General features: G+C 46.3%; 12 protein-coding genes. 5 read left to right on the plus strand and 7 right to left on the minus strand.

Annotated features, from left to right (window positions below; all coding sequences use genetic code 11):
- Positions 1 to 124: 124 nt before the first annotated feature.
- The 3 genes from CLV42_RS23015 to CLV42_RS23025 all read right to left on the minus strand — a co-directional run bounded on the left by CLV42_RS23015 (position 125) and on the right by CLV42_RS23025 (position 5,739).
- Entirely contained in the window at positions 125 to 460 is a 336-nt protein-coding gene (locus tag CLV42_RS23015) for a hypothetical protein (protein ID WP_106604280.1), read from the minus strand.
- Positions 457 to 4,695 carry a DUF6443 domain-containing protein gene (locus tag CLV42_RS23020; RefSeq protein WP_170117615.1) on the minus strand — a complete coding sequence of 1,413 codons (4,239 nt, stop codon included), beginning with the start codon at positions 4,693 to 4,695 and terminating at the stop codon, positions 457 to 459. Before CLV42_RS23020 ends, CLV42_RS23015 begins: the two co-directional genes overlap by 4 nt.
- Positions 4,696 to 5,073: 378 nt before the next feature.
- Complete coding sequence (locus CLV42_RS23025; RefSeq protein ID WP_106604282.1) at positions 5,074 to 5,739, minus strand: NAD-dependent epimerase/dehydratase family protein; 666 nt, start codon at positions 5,737 to 5,739, stop codon at positions 5,074 to 5,076.
- Between the two features lie 471 nt (positions 5,740 to 6,210).
- Between CLV42_RS23025 and CLV42_RS23030 the strand changes: the two genes are divergently transcribed.
- Both CLV42_RS23030 and CLV42_RS23035 read left to right on the plus strand, forming a co-directional pair.
- Positions 6,211 to 6,615 (plus strand): ribosomal maturation YjgA family protein, encoded by a 405-nt coding sequence (locus CLV42_RS23030; RefSeq protein WP_170117616.1) that lies wholly within the window; start codon positions 6,211 to 6,213, stop codon positions 6,613 to 6,615.
- A 172-nt stretch (positions 6,616 to 6,787) separates the two neighbouring features.
- On the plus strand, positions 6,788 to 8,557 hold the full coding sequence (locus CLV42_RS23035) for a cellulase family glycosylhydrolase (RefSeq protein ID WP_106604284.1): 1,770 nt from the start codon (positions 6,788 to 6,790) through the stop codon (positions 8,555 to 8,557).
- Between the two features lie 115 nt (positions 8,558 to 8,672).
- On the opposite strand, the gene CLV42_RS23040 is transcribed toward CLV42_RS23035, so the two are convergent.
- Together CLV42_RS23040 and CLV42_RS23045 are read right to left on the minus strand one after the other, a co-directional pair.
- Positions 8,673 to 9,044: a DUF779 domain-containing protein gene (locus CLV42_RS23040; RefSeq protein ID WP_106604285.1), complete on the minus strand. Its 372-nt coding sequence runs from the start codon at positions 9,042 to 9,044 to the stop codon at positions 8,673 to 8,675.
- A 137-nt stretch (positions 9,045 to 9,181) separates the two neighbouring features.
- Positions 9,182 to 10,714, minus strand: coding sequence for an aldehyde dehydrogenase family protein (locus tag CLV42_RS23045; RefSeq protein ID WP_106604286.1), 1,533 nt, complete (start codon positions 10,712 to 10,714; stop codon positions 9,182 to 9,184).
- A gap of 168 nt (positions 10,715 to 10,882) precedes the next feature.
- Here CLV42_RS23045 and CLV42_RS23050 point away from each other — a divergent pair, with 168 nt between their 5' ends.
- Entirely contained in the window at positions 10,883 to 11,809 is a 927-nt protein-coding gene (locus CLV42_RS23050; protein WP_106604287.1) for an AraC family transcriptional regulator, read from the plus strand.
- Here CLV42_RS23050 and CLV42_RS23055 read toward each other — a convergent pair.
- Positions 11,806 to 13,686, minus strand: coding sequence for a M1 family metallopeptidase (locus tag CLV42_RS23055; RefSeq protein ID WP_106604420.1), 1,881 nt, complete (start codon positions 13,684 to 13,686; stop codon positions 11,806 to 11,808). The genes CLV42_RS23050 and CLV42_RS23055 overlap by 4 nt on opposite strands.
- A gap of 97 nt (positions 13,687 to 13,783) precedes the next feature.
- Here CLV42_RS23055 and CLV42_RS23060 point away from each other — a divergent pair, with 97 nt between their 5' ends.
- Positions 13,784 to 14,032, plus strand: coding sequence for a hypothetical protein (locus CLV42_RS23060; RefSeq protein WP_146154457.1), 249 nt, complete (start codon positions 13,784 to 13,786; stop codon positions 14,030 to 14,032).
- A 186-nt stretch (positions 14,033 to 14,218) separates the two neighbouring features.
- Here CLV42_RS23060 and CLV42_RS23065 read toward each other — a convergent pair whose 3' ends face one another.
- On the minus strand, positions 14,219 to 14,719 hold the full coding sequence (locus tag CLV42_RS23065; RefSeq protein ID WP_106604289.1) for a 2'-5' RNA ligase family protein: 501 nt from the start codon (positions 14,717 to 14,719) through the stop codon (positions 14,219 to 14,221).
- 248 nt (positions 14,720 to 14,967) lie between these two features.
- On the opposite strand from CLV42_RS23065, the gene CLV42_RS23070 reads away from it, so the two are divergent.
- A complete protein-coding gene (locus CLV42_RS23070; RefSeq protein ID WP_245901721.1) occupies positions 14,968 to 17,991 on the plus strand; it encodes a ligand-binding sensor domain-containing protein in 3,024 nt (1,007 codons plus the stop codon).
- Positions 17,992 to 18,001: the final 10 nt, after the last annotated feature.

Here is an 18,001-nt window from a genome sequence, read left to right on the forward strand (position 1 = left end):
TTTTAAAGTGAGCAATCTTTTTCATGTTCTGGTTTACTTCATCCCATTTGCTACACAGCCCGCAGTCTCCACTTCAAGCTCCGTTACTTGTTAGTAGCTACTGAATTTCTTGTCTCAGAATTCTTTAGAAAAAGAAATAGACACCAGTACCTCGCTCTAAGGCTTCCTGGAAAAGGACTTTCAGCCGATCTAGGATATCGTTAGAAACAGGCATGTTAAAAACATCGCTGTCTAATATATTTTCTAGGTCTTCTTTTTCCACTATCTTGGCATCCTCAAAATCGTCAATCATTGCACCTGTCATTTCGTTCAATTCATTAAAAAAGCCAATATTCCATAATTCAATAAATTCAGGACTGGTTAAATAAATTCGGATTAACTGATCTTCTGTAGCCTCATTATAGTCTAGTGCGTATTCCGCTTCTTTATCTTTTGGAACTTCTATTAATCTTGTTTTCATCTTTGATCTATATTTTTGAAGTGAGTAATTTGATGATATTCGCCTGTAGTTCGCCCCTTCTGTTTTCCATTTACGATTTTATTATTTGGTACTTTATTTGTAAAATCAACATATCTTCTTTCGCCTGTTAAAGCTGTGTTTTCTATTCTGAAATAATCTCCAAGATTATCATAAACAACCTGAATCTTTGTTTCATCATTACGATAAATAGTTTTTTGTCCTGTTTCTCCTAAAACCCCCTCAGCCCCAGGAGCAAATTGCTCTATCGCCTCCTTCAAACTAGCTTTAGGCCATCCATCCGAATACTCTGCTGCACGCCCTGCGCCATCCAGCTTTGCCTTCGTCTGCGCTGTTACTTTAAACCCTTCCGCAGCTTTAGCGCCAGTTTCTGCAGCTTTTGAACTGAGGACGAACTCTTTAGCGGCGACGGTAGTTAGTTTTACTTCCAGCCCGCCAATACCGGTGGCCGCAGCTAAGGGATTTTTGCGGAAGTCTTCCAGAAGTAATTGGGGCGTTGTTGTTCCAGTCGCGATACGGTCCTTGAAGTTATTGATTCCTTGCTGTACTTTTTCGCGGATGAAATTCTTTTGATTGGTGATGTTGCGTCGGAAATTGTCTTTTGCGCTGGCAGCAAAGTTCAGGAGCCGCAAAAATAGACCGTCGCCAGGACCGGGCCAGTCGCCTGAGGGGTCGCTATAGCGGATGGGGTTGTCAAAGTTGGAGACGTAGGGGGACCACGATTCCATGTGGTCAATCTTTGGGTCGATCTGCTTCCACCTGCCAATCTGAGGGTCTAAGGTGCGGTGAAGTGCGTCGTATTGATGGAGGTGAAGATCTTCACTGAAGTCGATACCGTTATATCTTTTCCGGTTTTCGGGATACAGCCTTCCTTTTAAGGCATTGCTGCTGATGCCCGCCATCGTCAGGCCGAATGGATAGTAGTGCGTTTCTTCAAGCAACGCACCGCCATTGTGGGTGACTACCAGGTTATCGAAGAATACATCCTGCCCGCTTTCATTGCTGGTGTAGATGTAAATGAAGCCCGTCTTTTTTATACGCATCTTCTGTACGCCGATAGTCTGTAAGGCATCTATGCCGCTGCCTACCTGCCGCATACCGGAGTTCTCGTCTACGAGGTTGAACTGATCGTCAAATAGTACATAGCTGAGATAGGCTTTCGGCTTGTCTGGCTGATTCTGGGAGGCGTCCAGGTTCTTTAGCTGGTTGTAGGTGCTACTGCTAAAGGTGTATACTGGTGAAGTGCTGCCCGTGGACTCATGGATGCCGTCTACGGCGCCTGTTCCGCTGAATGCATCTAAAATAGCGGATACCATGGCCGTTATGGTGGTGCTGGAGGTCACTGCACCTGCATGCTTGTATAGGGCCCTCACGCCTATCTGAATGCTGTCGCCCGCCATTACCCTTAATACCAGCGATGGTCCGATTTTCTGCCCGTTTATGGCGTTGAGCCGCGATACGTAGGCGTTGGGATTAGTGGTGTTGTCTGTTGGATAATTGGCTGGTTTTGGTGTACGGGTATTGTCAATGTTGCTGAATAAGGCATTTTCAACGCCTCCCATGGCCGTTTCCATGGTGGCGGCGTAAATAGCGGTATCTTTCTGACTGCCGAGTACCATGCGGACGTTGCCCAGTTGGTCTTTTATGAAATAGTCGAAGGTATAACTGACTGCTTGTCCCGTTTTGTATATTGGCCGGATCCTCCCCTCTTCGTGGGATATCAATTGTAAGCTATCCTGTTCGTATTGGAAATCATTGATGTAATGAGTTGTACGGAATAACTGCGGCTGCACACTGACGTCAGATACTATTTTTGCCAACCGTTCACCTGTACCTCCTGCGTAGAGGTAGTATATGGAGGCCTGTTTGTTCTTAGCAAAAAGAATGGCAGGTAATTGCTGGTGGTTGTAGTAGATGGAGTCAATGGCTTTATTCTTGTCCTTCGCGATGTTGCCGTTGGGGTCATACCAGTAGTCCTGTACTTCCCGGCTGTCGGTTTCTGTGAAGTCGCCTAATGTGCTGGCAGGATTGTTCTTTTTGTCTGTTACGTAACTGAGCCGGTTACTGTTGGTGAAATACCCGTATTTCAGGCTGTCGATTGTCTGCATGACAGGCCCGTTCAACCCCATCTGCTTCATTGAAAAAAGATTGCCGCCCGCGTCATAGGTTAAACCACTTACGGAGAAGTCGGCTTTTGTATTCGTCCAGGCAGGACTGCCGCTTTGCTGCTCTGTGAAGTCAGCGCGGGTCAGGCGGTCTGCTTTGTCGTAGTCATAGCCATAAGCGCGGGGGACACCGTCTGATATGCTTTTCCATTTGATACCGGCGATGTTTCCGGTGTAGTCAACACTATCAAAGCCGTAGTCGTAACAGTATTCCTGTCCGAACCAGTTGGAGGTATTATTGGGTGTCGCGACAAACGGCCTGTTTATCGCGCTCAGCCAGCCCCGGATGTTATATTCATACTGTAGTGACGCTAACTGCGTGGCGGGTCCTGTTACGTCCAGCCGTTTTGTTTTCAGTCGTCCGAGTTCGTCGTAGGTATTAACGGCTATGGTGCGTTGCAGCGCGGGATTGTCGTTGATGCGTTTTTTGATGCTGTCAATCCTGCCCATAGCGTCATAGTCGAATTGCGTGAGTATGGTCGTCTGCGGCGTCAGCGCGCTACGCGGATTGCTGTGTTTCAGATAGGTGCTCAATACCTTACCACTGAAATCATAGAGGGTGTTCGTTACATCCCTCCCACCCGGCATATTGTCTGCGATGGTCTGGACCACCCGGCCTTTGTCGTTGTAGTAGATGGTGGTGGTATTGAACTGTTCCATGGCTTCAATACGCGAACACCTGCCGGTTATCAGGCCCCTTGTCATCGTGCTGGCTGTCGCTGGTAGTGCTTCTGCATAAGGATTGGCGCCCGCCTGTACTTTTGTAAGGTCGGTGGTGATATATGTTTGCCTGCCGGGAAAATTGTAGTTGTCGTAATAAGTGTTTGTCAATACCCGTAAGGCGGAAGAGTCAATGAATGGGAAGGCATTCGACGGGTTAAACCCCGCCTGGTTAATAGCTGTCTGCATGGCTTCCCGGCTTCTGCCGTCATAGAACAAGGCTGTTTGCTGCTCCCGATCCAGCTGGTCATAATAAGTACCGTGCCACATGCCCAGGGCTTTCAGAATACCATCCCGTTTGCCTATCAGCCTGTCTCTTTCATCGTATACCATTTCTGTACTGTCGGCACCCGGAATCTTTTGTACGATCAGCCGGCTACGTTTGTCATAGCGATAGCAGAAACATAACTCATTGGCTATTTCAGCGGATATCGTCCAGTTGCTACGAACGGCTTCTGTTGCTTTAGGCGGTATGATGAATCGCAGGTCTCCCATGCCGTCGAAGACATAGTAAGTACAAAGCCAGCCCATATGAGCAGTGCCGGGAGCTGCTGCCAGCTGCGTCTTCTTCAGCACAATATGTTCTTCCTTGTCTTTGTATGTGACGGTTTGTGTGCCCGCTTCATTGATGGTGATTTCCTTCAGTAGTTCTCCGCTGCCGTATATCCGGCTGCTGACCGGTATGAGCGAGGTAGCCGGCAAGTCCCAAAGTCGCACGGAATCGGCTATGCCGTTTACCTGGTATTGCTGCCTTACGGGGTGATTGCCACCTTCTTTCGCCCAGCTGTTCCCAGGCGCCCAGGTCTGTAATACACGGTTTAAAGGCGAGGCTTCATAAGCTGTTTGTGTGTAGTAAATGCTATCGCTACCTGTTCCGGGTGCCAGGGCACTATCCCTGTAAAAGGCCCGCTGACTGACAAACGGCGCCATCTCAAAAAGCCCATCATTCACACTTCCCGTCTTCGATACGTAAGGCAGGTATTGGTATTGTTCCCTCCCGAAATCGTCATATCCCATCGGGGTGACCAGGTCCTTGCCCGACGGACTAGCACCCTTTTCAACTGTCTGCAATAAGCGCCCCAATCCGTCGAAATATTGGGTTTCCTGCTTCACTTCTGTTACCGTTCTGGCAGCAGACATCACCACTGCAGTATCAGATACTGGCATTGAAGGCGTCCATGTGCGGATGGAATTGATCATCGCCGTGGTATAAAGAGCTGGCGCCGCTACCGGAATAGCCGTAGGTCTGCTGGTATTGGCGGGCCGGTTCTGTGCCCGTAACATTCCAGCGATGCATAAAGAAATCAATAAAAGAATACTGGTTATTTTCATGGTATGGTTGTAAATAATGATAAACATTACGCGGACTAATGAACGCGCATGTATAACTCAACATAGTAACAGTAATAACGGAAACAGAACATAAGCAAAGACAATCAACAATCAATGGAGGCAACACAGCCATACTACACATATCCGGGACCAACAAGCATCTATTTGAATCGGAAATTGATGGTTACAATGATAGGTATCGTAGACAACAGCTTTTCATAAAAGGAAACAATGAATGGTTATACAAGAAACTAATGGTTAATTAAAGATGCGAAATACGGGTATCTTTTTGACAAAAGAGTTAATGCGAAGTTAACAAAACAAAAAAGTGACGGGAAGGAAGCAAGAATGTTGATCCTTCCCGGTAAGGTGCAAACATTACCCCTTCTTTCCCAGGGCAATAATGTCTTTCCCTTCAATTATCTTCTTCGGGTAGCCGTTCAATGTTACATTGATCATCGCCTGGCCTATCTCTTCTATTTTTGCAAATCCCCCGGGAAATAGTGCACGACCTATCGGGAACATCCAGCCAATGTATTTGTACAGCGGATGCGTAAACTTCGCCCCTTCCATGCGCCTGATAAAACCCGGACGGAAGGCAAATACTGCCCGGAAAGGTAATTTTATCAGGTCGTTTTCCGTCTTCCCCTTCACCCTCGCCCAGTTTGACCGGCCTTTTTCTGTACTGTCAGTACCCGCACCGGATACATAACAGAAGGTCATATCCCTGTTCAGCTGACTTAGTGTTTCCGCCACGTGCATGGTCAGCGTATAGGTCATCCTGTAATAGGTCTCCTTGTCCATTCCTACCGATGAAACGCCCAGGCAGAAGTAACAGGCATTATAACCGCTTAACTGGTCCCTGATGGGGCTAAAATCAAAGAAATCGGCATGAATGATCTCTTTCAGCTTCGGATGCGTCACTCCGCAGGTGCGCCTGTTGACGACCAGCACCGCTTCTACCTCTTCGCTTAGCAGGCATTCGTGCAGAACGCCCTCTCCTACCATACCTGTCGCTCCCGTAATGATGGCTCTTATTTTCATAACTCTTACTGGTTTTCTGGATTGCCGCTCACAGATCAGACAACTGACCCATCGCCCCGTAAAGATAAAAGAAGCGCTCCAACTGCCAAAAGCCGCTTCCCTTCCCTTCTGATAAACGTGAAATAAGGGAGAATTCGGTCTTGCCATTCATATATCAACCATCCTCTAGCCATATATGACCCATATATAACCCATATCTTTTTAGATATGGATTATATATGGGTCATATATGGCTTATATATGGGTTATATATGGGTTATCTCAGGGAATAGGCCAGGATAGCGCCCTCACAAAGCATATATCTCAGTCTAATTTGTCAGTATATTGAAAAATGAGTTGTTAGAAATGACATTCAATGTATATATGACTCATATTATGTTAAATAGAATGTTCGTACACCCTATACCTGAGGAAGCGAAACCTCCATATAACGAATGCGGAAACAATTCAATGTTTCCTATATTTGGATGTATGAAACCTATGAGGGCGAAGAATATCCTGCTATACTTTGTACTGTTCCTGCTTACCATACCCCTGGGATTGGCCACCCGGCTTTACCCGGATTATTTTCCGGATCTTATCAGGATCTATGGAGGCGATGTGCTGTATGCTACCTGCCTGTTCTTCTTCCTGCGGTTTTTATTCCCTGTTACAGAGTTGGGGAAACTGGGTATTCTCAGTTTCCTCGCATGTATTGTTATCGAGCTACAGCAATTGTATAAGGCCGGCTGGATCGTGCATTTAAGGCATACCTTCCCCTTTGGGCTGATACTGGGTTATGATTTTGCATTGAGCGACTGCATCTGCTATGCGATAGGCTGTCTGCTGGGCATCAGTATTGCGATGTTGCTGGAGCGGTCCTGGGTTGTTCGCTAAACAAATCCAGGGGTTATACTCCGGGCGCATAACACTGAGGCTCTGTCAGGAGTCTATTGTCACGAATGATCCGTTAACCAGCCACGTTAACCCGCTTATCAATTGCGCCCCTTTTTCTATTTATAAATTCCTATTTTACCTTCTTCTCAATTTTTTCGTCTAATTCATTGTTATGAAACTAAAACACGTCACGTTGTTGCTATTGATCTCCCTCTCCTTTAAACCCTTCAACAGCTGGAGTCAGGGCTTCCTCAAAGCCAAAGGAACACAGATCGTCAACCAGAAAGGAGAAAATGTGCTGTTACGCGGCATCGGCCTCGGTGGCTGGATGTTGCAGGAAGGATATATGTTACGGGTAAACGGCCAGGGCCAGCAACATAAGATCCGTGCGGGTATTGAAAGCCTGATCGGTGCGCAGAAAACACAGGAGTTTTATGATGCCTGGCTGGAGAACCATACCACCAAAGCGGATATCGATTCCCTGAAAGCATGGGGCTTCAATTCCGTTCGTTTGCCCATGCACTTCAACCTGTATACGCTGCCGGTCGATAAGGAACCTGTAGCCGGACAAAACACCTGGCTGGAAAAAGGATTTGCTATGACAGACAGTCTGCTGGCCTGGTGTAAGGCCAACAAGATGTACCTGATCCTGGACCTGCATGCGGCTCCCGGCGGACAAGGCAATGACCTGAACATCTCTGACCGCGATGGCTCCAAACCTTCTCTCTGGGAAAGCGAGCCAGACCGCCTGAAGACAGTGGCTTTATGGAAGAAGCTGGCAGAACGCTATCAGGATGAACCTTTCATTGGCGCTTATGATATTTTGAATGAGCCTAACTATGGTTTCGAAGATCCTGAAAATGATAAGAACGGCCTGAAGGAGCAGAACAATGTGCCTCTGAAACAACTGTTGCAGGATATCACCAAAGCGATCCGCGAGGTGGATAGCCGTCATATCATCATCATTGAGGGTAATGGCTGGGGGAATAACTACAACGGTATGCTGCCGCCCTGGGATAAGAACATGGTACTGAGTTTTCATAAATACTGGAACTTAAACGACACCAAATCCATCCAGCATATCCTGGATTTCCGTCAGAAATATAACGTGCCGGTATGGTTAGGTGAAACGGGCGAAAACTCGAATGTCTGGTTCATGGAAGCGATCCGCCTGTTCGAAAAGAACAATATCGGCTGGTCCTGGTGGCCGTTGAAGAAACTTGGCTCGAACAATCCACTGGAAATCAGATCCAACGAAAAATACATGCGCGTGATCAACTACATCAGCGGCAAAGGCAGCGCACCTGCCAGCGATATGGCTTATGAAGGTTTGATGGAAGTTGCGAGAGGAGCGAATATCCACAACAACATCATCCACCGCGATGTGATCGATGCGATGATCCGTCAGCCTTTCTCTGATAAAACGCTGCCCTTCAAAAACAACACGATCAACAACACAGGTACGCTGGAAGCGGTGGATTATGACCTGGGGGCCAATCGTGCGGCTTACTTTGATACTGATACGGCAAACTACCGGATCAACAATCCTAAATGGGTAGGCGGTAATCGTGGCAGGGTATACCGGAATGATGGTATGGACATTGTTGCTGATTCGGCTAAGGCAGACAGTTATTATGTCACCGATTTTGCAACGGGTGAATGGCTGAAGTACACAATAAACATGACCCTGAAAGGAAAATATACACTTTCCTTCATAGCAGCGCCGGGAAAAGCGCCTGGTAAACTGGCCGTTACAATTGACGGAAAACCAGTTGGCAAGGTAACCGTAGTTCCTGCGAAGGGAAACATGAGTGGTGAATGGCAGACCTACAACCTGCAGAACATCGCGCTCAGGAATGGCCGCCAAACCCTCCGGTTATTTGCTGAAGCCGGAGGATTTGACTTGAAAGCCATCCGTTTTGAAAAGTCCCCTGTACCATAAAATCTTTCATGCCATACGGGCACGGGGCGTTATACACTGATCATCATAAGTTATCAAAATTGATTGAAAAGTCCTGTCAGTTGAAACTGCAGGACTTTTCATTTAGGGATAGTGTTTAAGTCAGCGGTTGTGTCGTTTCCAGTTCTGCTATTTCTTCATCAGAGAATACGCGGGACCGGATATGAAATCTGACTCCCAGGGGGATTTCCAGTGAAAAACTACTGCCGCGCCCCTTGATGACGTCCAGCATCAATTGCGTGTGTTTCCAGTACTCAAACTGATCCCCGCTCATATAAAACTTACATCCATCCACCTCGCCCAGACATACATCTGCAGCGCCTGTTTTAAACTCTCCTTCCGGAAAGCACATCGGCTGTGAGCCGTCACAACAGCCCCCACTCTGGTGAAACATGAGGGGGCCATGTCTGTGACGGAGCTCGTTGATCAAGGATATGGCTTCCTCTGTTGCTATGATTCTCTTAGTCATGAAAAAAGTTAAGACACTGTATAAAAAGTCAGATTAAGCATTTCCTCATAATTAAATCATTCGCAGCGATCGGCTCCTAGGGAGCCGCGTTGTTTGTAGCCCGGGGTGGCTAACCCCGGGTAACCAGATCATTTTTTTTAGAAGAATCCCAGTTTCTGTTTGCCATAAGATATCAGCATATTCTTCGTCTGACGATAGTGATTCAGCATCATCTTATGTGTTTCTCTTCCGAAACCGGATTTCTTATACCCTCCGAATGGCGCATGCGCCGGATAAGCATGATAACAGTTCACCCATACCCTGCCCGCCTGCAGTGCTCTCGGTACCTGGTACAGCTCATGTGCATCCCTGGTCCAGACACCAGCACCCAATCCGTAGAGCGTATCATTAGCGATTTCAATAGCTTCTTCTGTCGTTTTAAAAGTGGTCACACAAGCTACCGGTCCGAATATCTCTTCCTGGAACACCCTCATTTTATTGTTGCCTTTCAGCAGTGTAGGCTGCACATAATATCCATTCTGTAAACCGTCATTCTGATGGTAAGCCTCGCCACCGCATAATACTTCTGCTCCTTCCTGTTTACCGATATCCAGGTAACTCAGGATCTTCTGGTACTGGTCTTCGCTGGCCTGGGCGCCCATCATGACAGTAGGATCAAGCGGGTTACCCATCTTGATCGCTTTGGTGCGCTGGATCACGCGGTCCATAAAGCGGTCATAGATGTGTTCGTGTACAAGTATACGGCTCGGGCAGGTACATACTTCACCCTGGTTCAGGGCAAACAGTACAGCGCCTTCTATGGCCTTATCAAAGAATTCATCATCTGCGTCAGCTACGCTTTCAAAGAAGATGTTAGGACTCTTACCACCCAGTTCCATGGTAACAGGGATCAGGTTTTCAGAGGCGTACTGCATGATCAGTCTGCCGGTAGTGGTTTCTCCTGTAAAGGCCACTTTCTGCACTTTCGGAGAAGAAGCCAGCGGTTTACCCGCTTCCACACCAAAGCCGGTTACAATATTCAGCACACCTTTAGGTAATACGTGACCGATCAGTTCCATCAGCACCATAATGCTGGTGGGTGTCTGCTCCGCAGGCTTTACCACTACGCAGCAACCGGCAGCCAGGGCGGGTGCAATCTTCCAGGTGGCCATAAGCAATGGGAAGTTCCATGGAATGATCTGTCCTACAACGCCGATCGGCTCATGCAGGTTAATACTTACTGTATTTTCGTCATGTTCACTGATGGTGCCTTCCTCACTGCGGATCACTCCGGCGAAATACCTGAAATGATCTATTACCAGTGGCAGGTCGGCTGCTTTTGTTTCCCGGATAGGTTTTCCGTTGTCTATCGTCTCAACAACGGCCAGGTAATCCAGGTTATCTTCCACTATCTGTGCGATTTTCAACAACAGGTTACTCCGGTAAGATGCAGCTGTTTTGCTCCATGTTTTAAATGCTTCATGGGCCGCATCTATTGCTCTGTCAATATCCGTAGCATTGCCTCTTGCAGCTTGTGTGAAAACCTTACCATCGATGGGAGAAACGTTATCAAAATATTCACCGCTGGATGGTGGCACCCATTCCCCGTTAATAAAATGCTCATACCTGGTCTTAAATTCAGGACGTGCTGCCAGGGTAGACGAAGGGGCAGCAGATGTTGCAACGCTCATAATTTGTGGAATTTTTTAAACGTGAAATAATACGTGAAATAATACCTGCAATTTCCTGAACTGCTAAGAAGACACGGATATTTTCGTATTTATTTATAGCACAATCGTACCTTAATTTTGAGATGGTAAGAAAATTGGTTAACTTGTTAGTAGTAAACAGATTACTCTATGCAGATAAAAAATTATTTGCAGACGATAGACCTTACTATTCCGCGGCAGCTGCAAACTTTAGTAGAGAGCAGGCGTGTATTTAACCTCCGTAATTGTGAGCTGAGTATTTTTGAAAGTTATGAGCAGGCCTACGATGTGCCACTCACCTTCAATGACCTCGTTATTACCAGCATGACAAGGGGGAAAAAGATCATGCACCTCACCAATAAACCTTCTTTTGATTACCTGCCGGGAGAATCGCTCATCGTACCGCCACAGGAAACCATGATCATCGACTTTCCGGAAGCAACACTGGATAATCCTACGCAATGTATTGCGCTGGCGATAGACGACAGCTATATCCGGGAAACGATCAATTATCTGAATCATTATTACAACAGTGACCATGAACAGCAAAACTGGCAGCTTTCCTTCCACCAATACCATTTTGAGAACAATCATGAGATCACGGAATTGATCAATAAACTAATCCGCATCTGCAGTAGTAATGATAAGTCGAAAAATATCTATGCCGATCTGCAGCTGAAAGAACTGCTGATCCGCCTGCTGCAAAGTCAGCAACTGGGACAGGCGGAAGAAGGCAGTAATAATGGTGCAGATGGTAACCGGCAGAATTTTGTATTGAATTATATACAGGAGCATCTGACGGAGAAGATTGCCGTAGATGCGTTGAGCCGGAAGGCATATCTTAGCAGGAACCTGTTCTTTAAATGGTTCCGCGAGCAGTTTGGTATTACTCCGCTGGAGTATGTGAACAAAGAAAGAATTAAACTCGCCAAACAACTATTAGCAAAGCCACAAAGCAATATTTACGATGTAAGTAAGCTTTGCGGCTTCACAGATGTCAACTATTTTATCAGGGTATTCAGGAAGGTGGAAGGCACCACTCCTAAAGTGTATCAATCTTCCTGCAATTGTAACTAATTTGCTCTCCACTCATTATCATCCGGTGTGTAGTCTGTATACAACACACCATCCAGCGTCACGGCAACTACCTTTCTGGTAACTGGCACCGTTACAGTTACCTGTTTATTGCCACTTTTCCAGAGAGCCGGCGTCTGGTGCACGGTTTTAGTAGTGGCGTCATCATAAGTGATCACTATATCAAAAGGAATAGCAAAGCCGCCGGCATTGATAACAGATAGTTCCGCATTGTTGCCTTTTGTCTTTACACCCGCCAGTTGCAGGTCGATATAATTGTTGCTGAAGAACCAGTTATTCCAGAACCAGTTCAGGTTCTGTCCGGAGTAATTATTAAAAGCATTGAAGAAATCCCAGGGAATCGGATGTTTGCCATTCCAGTCATGCATATAACCATGCAGGCTTTTGCGGAACAGCACATCGCCCAGCAGGTCTTTCAGCGCCAGATAGGCTAAGGAAGGCTTTCCATAGGAATTGTTGCCATATCCCCTGCCACTTACCTGGTGAGATTGAGAAATGATCGGCTGATCTTCTTCTCCGGATGGATCTTTGATATAGGAATCAACCCGGAATATCTTATAGAACTTATCGGCTGCTGCCTTACCTTTCTCAGCTACACCAATCAGGTATTCAAAAGTAGTGGCCCATCCTTCATCCATAAAGGCATAGCGACTTTCATTGATGCCCATATAAAAAGGGAAATAGGTGTGTGCGATCTCATGGTCCTGCACCAGTTGTGCAAAGCCAAGCTGATCGCCTACGGTTGCGTCATTGACCATCATCGGGTATTCCATATCCGCAAATCCCTGGAAGGCGGTCATAGTCGGAAAAGGATATGCCACGCCCGGCCAGTTACGGGAGAACCAGTCCAATGCATAGCGGGAAAAATCCACAGAATGGTGAAAGTCCGCAGCAGCGTCATCATAAGCGGCCTGCACACTGGTACGACGACCAGCGGCACTGTCTACTACCACACTGGCGGCATCCCATACATAATGATTACTCATCCCAAAGGTCACATCTGCTATATGGGAAGCGCTGAATTTCCAGGTATTCCAGTCCTTCTGCGCGGTTACTTTACCGGCAGCCATTTCTTCCTTGCTGGCAATATTGATCAGACGGTCTGAAGTATAGGATTCCTTCAGGCGCTGCGCGATGGCAGGTTGCAATACTTCTGCTCCGTTCTGCAATACACCGGTGCCCCATACCACATAATTCTTTGGTGCGGTGACCGCCACATTATAGTCATTGAAATCACTGTAGAACTCCACCCTGTCCATGTGTTCGATCTGATCCCAGCCGTTGTAGTCGTCGTACACGGAAATGCGGGGATAAGCATATGCCAGGAAGAAAGTCGTACTATCGATCTTTCCTTCTCTGCCGCTCTGTTTGGATAAGGTATAGTGCCAGCTGATGTTCAGGTCGAGACTGTCTTTAGATAGCAGTGGCTGGGCCAATTTAACCGTACCTACTGTTGCTACGTCATTGTCAAAGGGAACATTGACACCGTCAATGATCAGCGTGTCTATCGTTACACCGTCTTCTGTCAGGAAGTCCTTACTGACATATCCGGAACGCGGTGCATTCACCTTATGCAGGTTACAGATCAGGCGGATAACGAGTTCCGGCAGGCTATCAGGGCTATTGTTAATATAACGGATCTGTTCCCGGCCATATACCAGTCCTGACGGTGCATTTACCTTCAGCTGGATATCATAATGGCCTTTATTTTGCCAGTAACGGGCGCCGGGAAGGCCATTCTTTGCCCTTGTCTGATTGGCATATGCCTTTTTAATGTTCCGGGGCATGTAGAGCTCCTGGGCAGACGCAATGCCCGCGTACCCGAGCATGAGCGTCAGTACGATTACAATCCTGATCATACAGTAGTGTTTAGAGATATCGGCAAATATACAGCCGCCAGATAGTAATATGAAAGTAGGCATAATGATTGTGCCTGTTTCTATAAAGAAATTATATATGATTACATTCACCATTGACCACAATAACGAACAGATCACGATCATACAATCGAGCCAATGTCACTTCAGAGTGGAAAGACCGGGAGGAAAAATACTATTACTCCTGAAACAGGATAATGAAGGTGCAGATCATTGGTTTGAGGATGGTACAGACAACGAAACACCTGAAGCTAAAGCTATCGGCCTGGCTATCGACAACTACATGGCAAAGTATGATTCGCTGCCAATGCCTGATCCCTATCATTGATGCAGGCGTCATATAAAATGGGATCACATGGACTGTTTAACAACTGTCTTCCAGCCGTTGGCGATGAACGGTAAGGGGCTGTTTACAACTATTTAAAATAATAATTCCGGCCTGTCCAATTATTTCCGGCTACATAACGTTTAATATCGTTAGGCGATGCACTTTGTTATAAGGCGCATCGTTTTTTTATTTATGGAAGGGATATGTTGCCAGTGCCTTCCATGGGCCGTGCAGGTAGCGCCATGTTTGCAGACCAATAGCCATGATCTCAAAAGGTACAAAATCGTGTAACAATGCCTGGTGTACATATTGTGCCTTAAATGCAGTGACTTTGTTCTGTACTGTTATATGCGGGCGTAGTGGTTGCCTGTCTTGTTTTATCAGCCAGGGATCGAAAGCCTTTTGCAATTGCTGATGCAGTATCTGCAATTCATCTGATACAAGTCTATACGCAACACCCTTTCCGAAATTGATAATACCTTCCACCGTTAACCTGATCGGGCCTCTTTGTACGACCTCCTGTAAAGTGGCCGCGATAGCGGGTTCCAACAGTGGCAGATGATAGAACAAGGTAATATGTGCATCCAGGTAATTGGCATGCGCAGGAAAATAAAGTTCCCGCAAAGCATTGAAATGTGTCTGATACGCTTCCTCCATCTGCAATGTAACGATCTGGATACTACTCATGGTTTGTATAAAAAACTACTCAATATTAAACAGTTCTGTGTAACAGAAAAACCTTGAAATTCGTTCAGGATAACAGTTACAGCAATACGATGTTATAACACGGATAAAAAATTAACGTTATTTTTCTAAAAAATGAATAAATCCTTACAATTTAATATTATTAAACGTGTAAATTTGGTTTTCAACAAAATCAGCAGAGGAAGAAACCTATCATGAGAAAAACTTACCTTTTATTGGTAACGATAATCATGTTAACCCAAACCATTATAGCACAACAACAGACACCTTATTTCAATACATTAAGGACTGAGAACGGGCTTTCCCACAACAAGGTCAACTGTATTTTACAGGACACGCGTGGATTTTTATGGTTTGGGACAGAGGATGGTCTCAATCGTTATGACGGTAAGTATTTTACCGTCTTCAGAAGAATACCTGGTGATGCTACCTGCATATCCGGCAATATTATCAGCGATCTTCTGGAAGATGAAAATGGTATTATCTGGATTGCTACTGAAGATGGAGGATTAAGCGCTTATGATTATCGTTTGCCGCCCTCAAAACAGTTCAGGCAATACCGGTACACAGCAGGCAATGAAACCGGTATTCCGGAAAACCATATCAATGTCATAGTGGATGATCACAACGGCTATCTCTGGGTAGGAACTGGTAATTATCGCACCAGGAGATTCAACAAGAAGACGGGCGCCTTTTCACATCCGGTGAAAACAGGTACCACTTCTATTCTGGCGCTAAGTATGGACACCCAGGACTCGTTATGGGTGGGCAGAAGCGGTGGTGGTATACTGAAAGTAAACACCCGCACCCTGGGCTTTACCGGCGACAAGAGATATGATGATCTCTACGCAAGACTTCCGCATGTTTCCGTCACCTCCCTGTTCCTTGATGCCAACAAGGACATGTGGTATGGTGCGTGGGACAAAACGCTCTATCATTACAACCATATTACAAAAACAGAGGAAGCATTCCGGCATATACCGGGAAAGAACTCGTTTCCGGATGATGAGATCAAAGACTTCGCAGAAGACAATGATCATCGTTTATGGATGGCAGGGAAAGATTCGGGCCTGATCATGTATGACCCCAATCGTCATCATTTCTGTCATTATAAACATCAGCCTTATTTAGATGGCGCGATAGTGGATAACCATGTTAATGCCGTCTATATTGATAAAACAGGTATCATATGGGTAGGTACCAACAACGGTATCAGTTATCACAACCCATTGTATTACCCTTTTAAACAGACTTTCCTGCCACAAACGGGAAAGGATATATACATTTTTGATTTCTATAAGGACCCGGCCGGCCGCTTATGGATGGGTACCAACGATGGTATTTATATCCAGACGCCCGGGAAAGCGTCCTTCGATCACCGCAGGCTCACCTATAAAGGACAGCAGCTGGCGGTCACCAAGTTCTTTGCAGACAGTGACGGTACCCTTTATATCGGTACCGACTATACCCTCTTTATATATGATACACTGAAGGGAACGCTCACCACCCTTCCCAATACAGAAAACGATCCGGTAATGAAGAAACTCATTGCATCCAGGATCGTATCTATTGTGAAGGATACCATGGCCATGGGTACACGCCCGGTACTGATCGTATCACCATATGGACACTACCTCAGTTATTATGACTTTAAAGAGAAGATCTGGGTGACCCGCAGCGATTCCGCGAGGGCGATACTAAAGCGCTACAACCTGAAGGATAATCTTGTAAGAAAGATATCCAAGAGCGCAAGCGGTAACATCTGGCTGGCCACTGCCAGGCATGGCCTGGGTGACTGGCCCCAGAAAGAAGGCTTACAGGTGAAATACCTGAAAGATATCAGCAGTGATGATGTCTTTGATATCCTCGAAGGAAAGCAGGGCAACGTATGGATCAGTACCTATGGCGGCGGACTGAATTACCTGAATCCACGTACAAAGAAAGTACAGCACATTGCCGAGTCCAGCAACCTGACGGAGGGTATGCAGACAGACGAGCATGGCAATGTGTGGATGATATGTAATGGTCACATACACAAGTATGATCCTGCTGGCAGGATCTACAGCTGTTATGACCTGCCTCCGCTGCAAAAAGACGGTGGCGTGAGTGGCTATATGTATAAGGACAGAGACGGTATTATGTATGTGGGCGGCACTAACTACTACCTGTCATTCCATCCGCATGACATCGCCAGGATCAACAACGAACCACCGGTATACCTGACAGACTTTAAGATCTTCAATGACTCACACAGCGATCTGCTGCAAGAGCAGGCCATTCAGCTGGACTACACCAAGAACTATTTCTCGATTGAGTTCTCTGCACCTGAATTCAGCGGAGACAATCTACAGTACTCCTACATGCTCAGCGGCGTGGACAAGGTATGGAACAATGTAGGCAAACGTAACTTTGTCTCCTATTCCAATCTGAAGGGCGGAGACTATACGTTCATGGTAAAGGCCAGTAACTGGAGAGGTGCATTTGGTAAAAAGGTGACCGTCCTGCACATTACCATTATTCCGCCTTTCTGGACAAAATGGTGGTTCTACCTGTTGTGTACGTTGGCACTTGCCGCTACCATTTACCTGATCTACCGTTACCGTATCAATGAGTTGCTGAAACGGCAGGAGATCAGGAACCGTATTGCGCAGGACCTCCATGACAGTGTAGGGTCAACATTGAGTGGTATTTCCGTTTACAGTGAAGTTGCGAGAATTTACAGTGAACAGCAAAAAAGTGAACAATTGAAAGAATTGTTAACCACCATTGGTACAACCGCCAATGAAATGATCTCCGAGATGTCTGATATTGTATGGGCGATCAATCCGAAAAATGATCACGTAAGTAGTATTGTGAAGCGGATGGAGTCTTATGCGAAACCCTTGTGTACCGCTAAAAAGATCCATTTTATATTCGACTGCGACCAGAAGATTGAGACATTAAACCTTGCCATGCATCAGCGGAAGAACTTCTATCTCATTTTCAAGGAAGCAGTGAACAATGCGTTAAAACATGCAGCATGCAGTATTATCAGAGTGAACATCAGCTACCGCCGGAATATCCTGGAACTGAACATCCAGGACGACGGTATAGGATTTGATCATCAGGCAGTACAGGATCCTTCCGTCAGGACCCTGTCTGGCAATGGACTCAGCAACATCAGGCACAGGGCCAGCGAAATGAAGGCCGACCTGGGGATAGAGAGTAAACCACATCAAGGGACATATTTAAAACTAAGCTTTCCCGTTGCCTAACCAGCAACAA

It is taken from the genome of Chitinophaga ginsengisoli, assembly GCF_003014595.1.
Classification (GTDB): domain Bacteria; phylum Bacteroidota; class Bacteroidia; order Chitinophagales; family Chitinophagaceae; genus Chitinophaga; species Chitinophaga ginsengisoli.